11 protein-coding genes are annotated in these 12,638 nt (G+C 56.2%); 6 read left to right on the top strand and 5 right to left on the bottom strand.

What is annotated here, in order from left to right; genetic code table 11:
- The 5 genes from C0557_RS09250 to C0557_RS09270 all read left to right on the top strand — a co-directional run.
- The coding region (locus C0557_RS09250; protein ID WP_208658237.1) for a transketolase at positions 1–1,368 on the top strand (1,368 nt) is incomplete at its 5' end.
- A gap of 139 nt (positions 1,369–1,507) precedes the next feature.
- The gene (locus C0557_RS09255) at positions 1,508–2,266 is read left to right on the top strand and encodes a MipA/OmpV family protein (RefSeq protein ID WP_208658238.1); all 759 of its coding nucleotides are present in this window, start codon (positions 1,508–1,510) and stop codon (positions 2,264–2,266) included.
- Positions 2,266–2,949: a response regulator transcription factor gene (locus C0557_RS09260; RefSeq protein ID WP_208658239.1), complete on the top strand. Its 684-nt coding sequence runs from the start codon at positions 2,266–2,268 to the stop codon at positions 2,947–2,949. The genes C0557_RS09255 and C0557_RS09260 overlap by 1 nt, the downstream gene beginning before the upstream one ends.
- A complete protein-coding gene (locus C0557_RS09265) occupies positions 2,921–4,282 on the top strand; it encodes an ATP-binding protein (RefSeq protein ID WP_208658240.1) in 1,362 nt (453 codons plus the stop codon). Before C0557_RS09260 ends, C0557_RS09265 begins: the two co-directional genes overlap by 29 nt.
- Positions 4,283–4,532: 250 nt before the next feature.
- Positions 4,533–5,924: an NAD-dependent succinate-semialdehyde dehydrogenase gene (locus C0557_RS09270; protein WP_208658241.1), complete on the top strand. Its 1,392-nt coding sequence runs from the start codon at positions 4,533–4,535 to the stop codon at positions 5,922–5,924.
- A gap of 80 nt (positions 5,925–6,004) precedes the next feature.
- Here C0557_RS09270 and potD read toward each other — a convergent pair whose 3' ends face one another.
- The 4 genes from potD to potA form a co-directional block, all read right to left on the bottom strand.
- Positions 6,005–7,051, bottom strand: coding sequence for a spermidine/putrescine ABC transporter substrate-binding protein PotD (gene potD / locus C0557_RS09275; RefSeq protein ID WP_208658242.1), 1,047 nt, complete (start codon positions 7,049–7,051; stop codon positions 6,005–6,007).
- Between the two features lie 82 nt (positions 7,052–7,133).
- On the bottom strand, positions 7,134–7,931 hold the full coding sequence (gene potC, locus C0557_RS09280) for a spermidine/putrescine ABC transporter permease PotC (RefSeq protein ID WP_208658243.1): 798 nt from the start codon (positions 7,929–7,931) through the stop codon (positions 7,134–7,136).
- Positions 7,928–8,785 carry a spermidine/putrescine ABC transporter permease PotB gene (gene potB / locus C0557_RS09285; protein ID WP_208658244.1) on the bottom strand — a complete coding sequence of 286 codons (858 nt, stop codon included), beginning with the start codon at positions 8,783–8,785 and terminating at the stop codon, positions 7,928–7,930. The genes potC and potB overlap by 4 nt, the downstream gene beginning before the upstream one ends.
- The gene (gene potA / locus C0557_RS09290; RefSeq protein WP_208662868.1) at positions 8,769–9,914 is read right to left on the bottom strand and encodes a spermidine/putrescine ABC transporter ATP-binding protein PotA; all 1,146 of its coding nucleotides are present in this window, start codon (positions 9,912–9,914) and stop codon (positions 8,769–8,771) included. Before potA ends, potB begins: the two co-directional genes overlap by 17 nt.
- 256 nt (positions 9,915–10,170) lie before the next feature.
- Here potA and pepT point away from each other — a divergent pair, with 256 nt between their 5' ends.
- Positions 10,171–11,397 (top strand): peptidase T, encoded by a 1,227-nt coding sequence (gene pepT, locus C0557_RS09295; protein WP_208658245.1) that lies wholly within the window; start codon positions 10,171–10,173, stop codon positions 11,395–11,397.
- 75 nt (positions 11,398–11,472) lie between these two features.
- On the opposite strand, the gene C0557_RS09300 is transcribed toward pepT, so the two are convergent.
- The gene (locus C0557_RS09300; protein ID WP_074777933.1) at positions 11,473–12,594 is read right to left on the bottom strand and encodes a cupin domain-containing protein; all 1,122 of its coding nucleotides are present in this window, start codon (positions 12,592–12,594) and stop codon (positions 11,473–11,475) included.
- Between the last annotated feature and the right edge of the window lie 44 nt (positions 12,595–12,638).

A 12,638-nucleotide genomic window follows, 5' to 3' on the forward strand; every position in this document is an offset into this window, starting at 1 on the left:
GGCTGGCACGTGGTACGCGGCATTGACGGCCACGACGCGGACGCCATCAAACGTGCGGTGGAAGAAGCGCGTGCTGTTACTGATAAACCGTCGCTGCTGATGTGCAAAACCATCATCGGTTTCGGTTCGCCGAACAAAGCCGGTACCCACGATTCCCACGGCGCGCCGCTGGGCGATGCTGAAATCGCGCTGACCCGCGAAGCGCTCGGCTGGAAATACGCGCCGTTTGAAATCCCGTCTGAAATCTATGCGCAGTGGGATGCGAAAGAAGCCGGTCAGGCCAAAGAAGCGGCGTGGAACGACAAATTTGCCGCTTACGCCAAAGCCTTCCCGCAGGAGGCCGCGGAGTTCACCCGCCGTATGAAGGGCGAACTGCCGTCTGATTTCGATGCCAGAGCGCAGGCGTTCGTCGGGAAGCTTCAGGCTAACCCGGCGAAAATCGCCAGCCGTAAAGCGTCGCAGAATGCCATTGAAGCTTTCGGTCCGCTGTTGCCTGAATTCCTCGGCGGCTCCGCTGACCTGGCGCCATCCAACCTGACTCTCTGGTCCGGTTCGAAAGCGATTAACGAAGACCCTGCCGGTAACTACATTCACTACGGCGTGCGCGAGTTCGGTATGACGGCAATTGCCAACGGTATCTCGCTGCATGGCGGTTTCCTGCCGTACACATCAACCTTCCTGATGTTCGTTGAATATGCCCGTAATGCGGTGCGTATGGCGGCGCTGATGAAACAGCGTCAGGTGCTGGTTTACACCCACGACTCCATCGGTCTGGGCGAAGACGGCCCGACGCACCAGCCGGTCGAGCAGGTGGCTTCCCTGCGCCTGACCCCGAACGTCAGCACCTGGCGTCCGTGTGACCAGGTGGAATCTGCAGTGGCGTGGAAATATGGCGTTGAACGTGCAGATGGTCCGACGGCGCTGATCCTCTCCCGCCAGAATCTGGCGCAGCAGGAGCGTACGACACAGCAACTGGCCGATGTCGCCCGTGGCGCCTACGTGCTGAAAGAGAGTGCCGATCAGCCGGAACTGATCCTGATCGCTACCGGCTCCGAAGTGGAACTGGCCGTTGCTGCTTATGAAAAACTGACCGCCGAAGGCGTGAAGGCGCGCGTGGTTTCCATGCCATCGACCGACACCTTCGACAAACAGGATGCGGCATACCGTGAATCCGTGCTGCCGAAAGCGGTTTCTGCCCGCGTGGCTATCGAAGCCGGTATTGCGGACTTCTGGTACAAATACGTCGGCCTGAACGGCGCGGTGGTGGGCATGACCACCTTCGGTGAGTCGGCTCCGGCAGAGCTGCTGTTTGAAGAGTTTGGTTTCACCGTAGACAATGTGGTGGCAAAAGCGAAAGCGCTGCTGTAATCACTCCTGCCCGGCGGCGTTTTGCTTGCCGGGCGTTTCGTTTCTCCCCGACAAATAAGTTACAACTCGCTTTCCGGTAAGTTCCCCGTAAGTTATCACCGCTGATGATAGCGCTTCCATTGCCAACAGGAGCGCCATTATGGTTGTTGAGCCGCACCGCATTATTGCTGCCAGTTTGCTGTTTCTCTCCTTTTCCGCCCTTGCCGATGACGCCACCACCTGGGGGCTGGGCGTCGGCGTTGCCAGTACGCAAAAACCCTATACCGGGATTGACCGCGAATATACGCCTTTGCCGGTACTGCATATCGAAAACCGTTATTTCCGCTTTTTAGGCACCACCGCCGAAGTGAAATTACCCGCATGGCAGTGGAGTGAAACCCAACGGCTAAATGCCGGTCTAATAGCCCGCTATGATGGCGCAGGCTACGCTTCTGACGATGCCGACATTCTGCATGGGATGGATAAGCGCAAAGGCGGCGTGTGGGCTGGCGTCAAAGTGGAGTGGCAGAACCCGCTGGTGAATATTTTCACCGACTGGTCGCACGATATCTCCGGTGACAGCAACGGGCAACGCCTGCGTCTTGGCGCGGAGCGTCGCTGGCAATGGGGCGATGTGACCCTGACGCCGCGCGTTGTGGCGAGCCGTTACGACAGCAATTATGTGAATTATTACTATGGCGTGCGCAGCGATGAAGCCCGCGCCTGGCGACCTGCCTGGCAGGGGGACGCCGCGCTGAACACGGAAATTGGCCTCAATGGCCGCTGGCAGTTCAGCACTCACCAGATGTTAATGGTGGATGTGCAGACGACGCTGCTGGCCTCAGAGATTAAGGATAGCCCGCTGGTGGACAGGACCAACGAAAACCGATTTTTTGTGAGTTATCTCTACAACTTCTGATGAGCCGAATACTGTTAATAGAAGATCATGACCATCTGGCGCGCCTGATTGGTAAAGGGCTGGCCGCCGCCGGGATCGCCACGGATATTGTCGGTCGCGGCGATGCCGCCTGGCACGCCATACAGCAAGTGGCTTACCAGGGGCTGGTGCTCGATCGGGGATTGCCGGATGGCGACGGTTTGCAGTTATTGCAGCGCCTGCGCCAGGCGCAGGTTGTCACGCCATGCCTGATCCTGACCGCCCGCGATGCATTGCACGATCGTGTCGAAGGGCTGGAGGCCGGAGCCGATGACTATCTGGCCAAACCCTTTGTCATGGAGGAACTGGTAGCCCGCGTGCGGGCATTATTACGTCGTCCCGCCGAAAGCCAGACCCTGAAGCCGGAGTGGGGGGATATCACGTTATTGCCGGAATCAGCGGTAATGTGCTGCGGGCAGCAGAGTGTTCCGCTGGCTCCCGCCGAGCTACAGATCATGCTGGCATTGATCCGTAAGCAGGGCGGTATTGTGCGACGCAACCGTATGGAAGCGGCCGGGTGGGGGCTGAGCGATGCCGTCACGCCGAACGCCCTCGATGTTGTTTTGTATCGCCTGCGCCGCAAACTGCTGGCGATTGGCTCCCGTTTGCAGATTGTGAATATCAGGGGGCTGGGCTATGCCATCCGGGAAAACAAGCCGCTTTAACAGTCTGTCGTTCAAGATTTTACTGGCCTTTATCACCGGCGTGCTGCTCAGCATTGCGCTGTTGATCCTGCTCGGTATGGTGGTGAAAGAGCGTTTGCCGGGAATGGATCTGACCGATTACACCAGCGCGTTAGCCCGTCAGTTGCAATTTGATGCTCATGGTCAGCCGATCGGTTTTCGTGAAGGGGTTGATTATCCGCTGTGGATCTACAGCAGTCTCGAAGAGGAGCTGGCGTACCGGGTGCTGGATGCCGACGGGAAAGTGGTATTAATGTCGCCGGGCGCGCAGCGCTGGCCGCCGCTACCACAACTGACTGCGCCGGTTGCCGGCGACTTCAAGTTTCAGTTGCAGGGCGCGGATTATGACGGTACCAGCGATCTCTATCTCAGGGACGGGAAGCGCTGGTTTATCCAGGTGAGCGCCAGTTCGCGGATTATCGATTTCTTGCACCGTGGATTTGCCCTGCCGTTTATTCGTTTCGGTATTGAGCTGTTCAGTCTGGTGCTGTTGGTGGTGTTCGGCTTGTGTGCCTGGGTGACGCTGGCCTGGTCGCTGCGACCGCTGCGACAGGCATCCGCCGGAGCCGCCACCATCTCGCCGCGTTCGCTGGATGCCCGTTTGCCAACGGCGGGCGTTCCCACGGAGATTTTGCCGCTGATCGACAGTTTTAACCAGGCGCTGGCCCGGCTGGAGACGGGGTTTCGCAATCAGCAGGATTTTCTGGCGAAGGCTGCTCATGAGCTGAAGACGCCGCTGACGCTGATTCGCGCTGAAGTGGAGTTGATGAGCGACTGCGCCGAGGCCCGTGAACTGCTGTTGGCGCGCGTGGAACATCTTTCCCGCCAGGTACAGCAACTGCTGATCCTCGCGGAGGCCAGCGAGCCGCTCAGTTACCACTTCGCGCCGGTTGATGTGGCGGACGTCGCCCGCGATAGCGCGCGGTTTCTGCAACGCATTGCCGAAGAGGCGCGCGTCAACCTGACGCTGAGCTTCAGGAATGTTGCCGTGGTGTGGAATGCCGATCGCGGCGCGTTGTTCACCCTGCTGAAAAACCTGATGGAAAATGCGATCCAGCATGCACCTGCGGGGAGCGACGTGCATATAGAAATTCATGCGCAAGCCATCACGCTTCGCGATTGGGGGCCGGGCGTGGCCGGGGACGAACTGCCTTTATTGTTCACGCGCTTCTGGCGCGGCGCGCACCGGCGCGATAGCGGCGCCGGGCTGGGGCTGGCGATCTGCCAGGAAATTGCCGTGGCTCATGGCTGGTCGCTGACGGCGGAAAATGTGCAACCCGGTCTGCGGCTGAGGTTGTGTGTGACGGAGGAGTGAGTGTCACTTTCTGCATTGCGCATCCGGCGTGCATGATGTTCAGATATTCTGAGGGTTGCCAACAAATCTCCTGGCTTTCTCTGCTGGCGTGACAAACTTAGTATTTCTCTGTTGATACCCGTGATACACCGATCATGGCGAACAACCGGATCGGCCCGGATTTCGATCTGCGCAGTATCACCAGAGAAGAAAGGGCCGAGCTAAAACCGGGAGCCGTACGCGGATTCCCGGCCCATAAAGGAGATTTAGCATGGCATATGTCACAACAAACCCGTATACCGGCGAAGTCGTTAAGACGTTCCCGGATGCCACCGATACTGAAGTTAACGGCGCGATAGAACGATCCCACCGTGCTTTTGGCGAGTGGAGAAATGTTTCATTTGCACAGCGCGGCGCGATTTTACAGAACGCAGCCAACCTGTTACGCCAGCAAAAAGATGAATTTGCGCAGTTGCTTACGCTTGAAATGGGCAAGCTGATTTCAGAAGCGCGAGCGGAAGTCGAGTTGTCGGCACAAATTTTTGAATACTACGTGCATAATGCCGAAAAACTTCTGGCGCCGGAGATCCTGCCGGTGGCAAACCCGCAAGAAGCCACAGCGAAAATTGTGCATGAACCGCTGGGTGTGCTGCTGGCGATCGAGCCGTGGAATTTCCCGTACTATCAAATCGCCCGCATCATTGCTCCTCAACTCTCCGCCGGTAACACCATCCTGTTAAAACATGCATCGAATGTTCCGCAAAGTGCCGCGCGGTTTGAACGCCTGATGAAAGAGGCTGGTCTGCCGGATGGCGGATTTATTAACCTTTACGCAGCCCGTCACCATATCGAACTGATCCTTAATGACCCACGGGTACAGGGTGTGGCGTTAACCGGTTCTGAGGGCGCGGGCGCAACCGTTGCTCAGCAAGCGGCGAAAGCGCTGAAAAAATCCACGCTGGAACTTGGCGGGGCCGATGCGTTTATCGTGCTGGCCGATGCCGATATCGAAAAAGCGGCGAAGTGGGGCGTATTTGGTCGCCACTGGAATGGCGGGCAAGTTTGCGTCTCATCGAAACGCATGATCGTTGTTGATGAGGTGTATGACCAGTTTGTTGACCATTACATCAAAGGTGTTGCCGCGTTGCGGGCGGGCGATCCGCTGGATGAAAACACAACGCTGGCACCGCTCTCATCGCAACAGGCCGCTGACGAAGTGAAAGAGAAAATCAGCCAGGCCATTGCGCATGGTGCACAGGCGCTGGAAGTTGGACCGAAAGTCCCGGAACGCGGGGCATTTGTACAGCCGACGATCCTGACCAATGTGACGCCAGACAATCCGGCCTACCATATGGAGTTCTTCGGCCCCGTGTCGATGATCTTCAGAGCCAAAAACGAAGACGACGCGGTGCGGATTGCCAATGACTCGCCGTTTGGCCTTGGCGGTTCTGTCTTTACCCGCGACACCGCGCACGGTGAAGCGCTGGCCAGCCGCATCTCTACTGGCATGGTGTATATCAACCATCCAACGCGTGTTAAAGCCGATCTCCCGTTTGGCGGGGTCCGCCGTTCCGGCTATGGCCGCGAATTAACCGGGCTGGGGATTAAAGAGTTCGTCAACCATAAGCTGATTTCGGTTGTCGATATTGATGCCGATTTTTAACTGCGTGAGGAGCCGGACCCTGTCGGTTCGGCTCCCCCGGTAACGCGACGCGGCCCATATTCCGGGCCGCGGTTTGCGGCTTAACGTCCGGCTTTTAACTTCTGGTAATACTCTTCATAAAGGGTGCTGGCGCTGCCGACATCATTTTGCCATTCGCCTTTGCTGAGGGTTTCCGCATCCGGGTAAAGCGATTTGTCGTTCGCCACCTCCGGCTTCAGCAGCTTACGCGCGGCAAGGTTCGGCGTTGGGTAACCGATGGTTTCCGCCACCTGTCTGGCAATCTCCGGGCGCAGCAGGAAGTTGATCAGCTTCAGCGCGCCATCGACGTTTTTCGCATTGGCCGGAATCGACAGGCTGTCCATCCAGAAAATACCGCCTTCCTGCGGCCATACCACTTCCAGCGGCGTACCGGCCTGACGGGCAACATACGCCGAGCCGTTCCATACCATGCCGAGATTCACTTCCCCTTCCATATACGGGTTTGCCGGGTTGTCGGAGTTGAAGGCGGCCACATTCGGCATCAGTTTTTGTAGCTCTTTATACGCCGCTTCAATCTCTTTCGGATCGGTGGTGTTACCGGAATAGCCGAGCTTGCGCAGCGCCATCTGGAACACTTCGCGCGCATCGTCGGTCAGCAGCAGGCTGCCTTTGTATTCCGGTTTCCACAGATCGGCCCAGCGGGTAACGCTCTTCGGATCGATAGCGTCGCTGTTAACACCAATGGCGGTTGCGCCCCAGATATACGGGATCGAGTAATCATTGTTCGGATCGAACGGTTTGTTGAGCATTTGCGGATCGAGGTTATGGAAGTTGGTCAGCTTCGTTTTATCGATCTTCTGAATCATGCCCTCTTTGCGCATTTTATCGACGAAGTAAGTGGACGGCACCACCAGATCGTAGGCGCCGTCTTTATAGGTTTTGAGCTTGGCGTACATGGTTTCATTCGATTCATAAGTCGAATAAATAACCTTGATGCCGGTCTCTTTGGTGAACTGTTCCAGCAGGCCTGGCGGCACATACTCGGTCCAGTTGTAGAAGTAGAGCGTTTTGTTGTCGTCCGCGTGCGCAGCGCTCATGCCGAGGGCGAGAGCGCCCGCTGCGAGCAGGTGGCGTGACCATTTTTTCATATTACGTCCCCTGAGATTGAGCCTCTGTTTCAGGCTATTGTATTGGCCATTCTCCCTGTTGCATCCGGGATGGCGGTATTCGTTACGCCTGGCGCGGCAGGCTTCTGGCTTTGGTGGTATCGCGGGCAATCAACTGGCTGGCAATGACCAGCACCAGCGACAGAACCAGCAGAACCGTTGCCAGCGCGTTCACTTCCGGCGACACGCCGACTTTGATCATCGAGTAGATCTTCAGCGGCAGAATTTCATACCCCGGCCCGGTCACGAAGGAAGAGACCACCACATCATCCATCGACAGCGTGAAACTCAATAACCAGCCAGCGGCCACGGCGGGCATCGCCAGCGGCAGAATGATTTTGCGCAGAGTGGTGATTTCGCTGGCGCCGAGATCTTTGGCCGCTTCCAGCATCCGCACATCAAAACCCTTCAGGCGTGAAAACACCGTCACCACGACAAACGGCAGGCAGAAGGTGATATGCGAAAACAGCAGCGACCAGAAACCGAGCTGAATGCCCAGCAGCATAAACAGCACCAGCAGGGAGATAGCCATCACGATATCCGGCGACATCATCACCACGAACAGCATGCCGCTGACGAACGGCTTGCCGCGAAAACGGTAGCGATAAAGCGCGACAGCGGTCAGCGAACCGATAAGCGTGGCGAATGTTGCCGACAGCACCGCCATGGTCAGCGAGTGTTGCGCCGCCTGCAACAGACTGTCATTGTTTATCAGCAGGCTGTACCACTGCGAGGTGAAGCCCTGCCAGTTAATGCCGAAGCGCGAACTGTTAAAGGAATTGACGATCAAAATAATGATCGGGATATAGAGGTAAGCATAAATGGCGGTCATAAAGCCGCCGCGCAGCAGTCGACCGATCATTCGAGTTCCCCCTTTTTATTCAGCCATCGCGCGGCGCGCCAGTAAACCAGCAGCATCAACCCCATTACGATTGTCAGGGTGATACTGGTTGCCGCACCAAATGGCCAGTCGCGGATATTCAGGAACTGGCTCTTAATGACGTTGCCGACCAGCAGGTTTTTCGCGCCACCCATCAGATCCGCGACGTAGAACAGCCCCATTGCCGGCAGCATTACCAGCAAACATCCGGCGATAATCCCCGGCATGGTCAGCGGAATGATAATGCGCGTAAAGGTTTGTAGCTTACTGGCGCCCAGATCTTTCGCCGCTTCCAGCAAGGGTTTATCGAGCTTTTCGATGCTGGAGTAGAGCGGCATCACCATAAACGGCAGCAGAATATAGACCAGACCAATAATCACCGCGCCAGGGGTGAACATAATGCGTATCGGCGTATCGATAACGCCGAGCCACAGCAGGAACGCATTCAGATAGCCTTTGGTGCTGAGGAAAATCTTCAGCCCGTAGATGCGAATCAGCGAGTTGGTCCAGAAGGGGACAATCAGCAAGAACAGCAGCAGCGGACGCACGTTGGCAGGCAGCTTCGCCAGAAACCAGGCAAACGGATAGCCGAGCACCAGGCAAGCGAGCGTGGCGATCAGCGCCATATTCAACGAGTGCAGCAGTACCTCTAAATAGAGCGGATCGAACAGGCGCGTGTAGTTGTCCAGCGTAAAGACCAGCGCAACGAAATGGGCGTCATCGCGGGTTAAAAAGCTGGTGGCGATGATCATCAGATTGGGCAGGAAGACAAACAGTACAAGCCAACCGACAATGGTGATGATCGCCGCGTTCTGGAATTTACTGGTACTCTTCATCAGCCAGTACGACCTCCCAGCTTTCCACCCAGTTAATGGCCATTTTTTGGTCCAGCGAGTGGTCAAAATCGGGATCGTCTTCGTTGAAGAATTCGCTGACCATCACCATCTTGCCGTTCTCCAGCTCGACCATCGATTCCAGCGTCATGCCTTTGTAATTGCGTTCGCGCACATAGCCGATCAGACCTGCCACGTCGGCAACATCATGAACCTCTTCCACGCGCAGATCTTCCGGACGCAGCAGCACATTGAGCCGCTGACCTTTTTCGACGGCGAAATTGACATGAATATTACATTCGCGGCCTTCTACGCTTGCGCGTACGCGCGTCTCATCCAGACGTTCGAGCACCGTGGCGTTAAAAATATTGATCTCGCCAATAAAGCTGGCGACAAACAGATTTTTCGGCTCTTCGTAGATTTCGCGCGGCGTGCCGTCCTGCTCAATACGGCCATCGCGCATCACCACGATACGATCGGACATGGTCAGCGCTTCTTCCTGATCGTGGGTGACGAAAACAAAGGTAATACCGAGCTTGCGCTGCAGCGCTTTCAGTTCGTTCTGCATCTGCTTGCGCAGCTTGTAGTCGAGCGCAGAGAGGGATTCATCCAGCAGTAGCAGGCGCGGTTTGTTAACCACCGCCCGGGCGATTGCGACGCGCTGCTGCTGGCCACCGGAGAGCTGATGCGGTTTACGCTGGGCGAACTCATCAAGCTGCACCATGCGCAGCGCTTCGGTGACGCGCGGGGTGATTTCGCTGGCCGGGGTTTTTTGCATTCGCAGACCGAATGCCACGTTTTCGAAAACGGTCATGTGCGGGAAGAGGGCGTAGCTTTGAAAAACGGTATTCACATGGCGGTGTTCTGCCGGAACGTTCGTTATCTCCTGGTCATCGAGACGGATATAACCGACATCGACGTTTTCCAGCCCGGCAATCAGGCGCAAAACGGTGGTTTTACCGCAGCCGGAGGGGCCAAGCAGGGTGAGAAATTCGCCGTTATTGATGGTGAGATTAAAATCGGTAATGACATTTTTGCCATCAAAGCTTTTGCCAATACCGGCCAGTTGCACCAGCGGCGAACGCGATTGTGTGTTCAATTTTTTACTCTGTCCCGTGTTTGCGCATCGAATGGCGTATTGGATGCGGGGTTTGTGATTAACCGCCTTGAAGGTTGTGCACGATTTAAGGGCTGGCATTCTACGGCAAAGCCATGAAATCGCCAATCATTGTGAGTTTTTTGCTCATCAAGCAGGCGCTTTCTCAACGACATTTCCTGTGCGAGAGCAATTTTGAAAATATACTCGTTTACGGGGTAAAGGTGACTTGACGCAATATTTATCTTTTCATGCTTACTGATAATGTTGTGACATTTTGTTGGGGGGCTTCATGGACAAATTATTAGAGCGTTTTTTACAGTACGTTTCACTGGATACTCAATCTAAGCCCGGCGTCCGCCAGGTACCAAGTACGGACGGTCAGTGGAAGCTCCTGCGTTTACTTCAGGCCCAACTGGAAGAGCTGGGGCTGGAAAATGTGACGTTAAGCGACAAAGGCACGGTGATGGCGAAGCTGCCTGCGAACGTGCAGACGCCGGTTCCGGCGATCGGTTTTATTTCCCATGTCGATACGTCCCCGGATTGCAGCGGGAAAAACGTCAACCCGCAAATTCTTGAAAACTATCGCGGCGGCGATATCGCGCTCGGCATCGGCGATGAAATTCTCTCGCCGGTGATGTTCCCGGTGCTGCATCAGTTGCTGGGGCAGACGCTGATTACCACCGACGGCAAAACGCTGCTCGGCGCGGATGATAAAGCGGGCGTCGCGGAAATCATGACCGCACTGGCGGTGCTGAAAAAGGAAAATATTCCGCACGGCGACATCTGCGTGGCCTTCACCCCGGACGAGGAAGTCGGCAAAGGGGCGAAACATTTTGACGTTGAAGCGTTTGGCGCGAAATGGGCCTATACCGTCGATGGCGGCGGCGTAGGCGAGCTGGAGTATGAGAACTTCAACGCCGCGTCGGTGGATATCAAAATTGTCGGCAACAACGTGCATCCTGGCACGGCGAAAGGGGTGATGGTCAACGCCCTGACGCTCGCCAGCAAGATCCATGCGCTGGTGCCGGAAGAGGAGAGCCCGGAACAGACCGAAGGCTATGAGGGTTTCTATCATCTGACCAGCATCAAGGGCACGGTTGAACGCGCCGAGATGCACTACATCATCCGTGATTTTGATCGTAAAGCCTTCGAAGCGCGTAAACGTAAGATGATGGAAATCGCCAAAAAAGTGGGTAAAGGCCTGCATCCGGATTGCTATATCGAGCTGGCGATTGAAGACAGCTACTACAACATGCGCGATAAAGTGATGGAATTCCCGCATATTCTGGAAGTCGCCCAGCAGGCGATGCGCGACTGCGACATCGAACCGGACATGAAACCGATTCGCGGCGGTACCGACGGCGCGCAGCTCTCCTTTATGGGCTTGCTGTGTCCGAACCTGTTTACTGGCGGCTATAACTACCACGGCAAGCATGAATTTGTGACGCTGGAAGGGATGGAAAAAGCGGTGCGGGTGATTGTCCGTATCGCCGAGTTGACCGCAAAAGGGCAGTAACACAGTAACTGCCCGGTAGCGGGATATTGACGGATTTTCCAGGCCGGATAAGGCGCAACCGCCCTCCGGCTTTTATTAATCCTCGAAGAACCAGTAACCGCTGTTGACCAGCGCGGCGAGCATGGCGAGGAATGATGGGTCTTCCAGCGCATCGCCAAAGTTCTCTCCGGTTAATACGACATCGCCCGCCAGCGCATTCAGCGCCGGGCGGTGCGGCGTATCCACTTTCTCACCGTTAACGAAGACATCTTCGCCAATACGCAGCACGCGCAGGCCGCCCAGACGCACCAGCTTGTCGCCCTGTTGCAGCGCATCATAGATTTCATCCGGCTGATACGGCGGTTCCGGCGGCGCGACATCCAGCTCATGGCGCGACTGGGAGATAAACTCGCCCAGCCAGTCGTTGAACTGTGCGGGCTGGTTGATCAGGTTCAGCATCATCTCTCGCAGTTTATCCACTTCTTCCGGCAGAATATCCGCCGGATGCGCACGCTGCGGCACGTCCGGATCGCTGTAACGCTGGCTGCCTAATTCACGCTGTAAAACGTAATCGGCAAAACCGCTGATCAATTCGCGGCCGCTTGGCGCGCGAAAACCGACCGAATAGTTCAGCGAGTTTTCCAGCGAATAACCTTCATGCGGGAATCCCGGCGGAATGTAGAGAATATCGCCCGGCTCCAGCTCTTCATCGATAATCGCCTCGAATGGATCGACCTGAAGCAAATCCGGGTGCGGGCAGTGCTGCTTGAGCGACGTCTTTTCGCCCACGCGCCAGCGGCGACGGCCAGTGCCCTGAATAATAAACACATCATACTGGTCGAGGTGCGGGCCTACGCCGCCGCCCGGCACGGAGAAAGAGATCATCAGATCGTCGGTACGCCAGTCGGGCAGGGCGCGGAACGGACGCATCAATGCGGCGGCAGGCTGATGCCAGTGGTTAACCGCCTGCACCAGCAGCGACCAGTTGTTTTCGCTCAGATGATCATAGCTCTGGAACGGCCCATGTCCGACCTGCCATTTGCCATCAAGATGGCTGACCAGCCGGCTGTCCACTTCATTTTCCATTGCCAGCCCGGCCAGTTCATCAGGGCTGATGGGATCGACGAAATTTTTAATTCCACGTTTCAGCACTACCGGGCGTTTTTGCCAGTAGCGTTGAATAAAGTCTGGCCAGTTTATCTCTACGTGATATTCCATATGCGTTTCCGGCAAATAATCAGTGGCTGAATAAAGGATTATAG

Source organism: Kosakonia sp. MUSA4, from assembly GCF_013085925.1.
Lineage (GTDB): Bacteria > Pseudomonadota > Gammaproteobacteria > Enterobacterales > Enterobacteriaceae > Kosakonia > Kosakonia sacchari_B.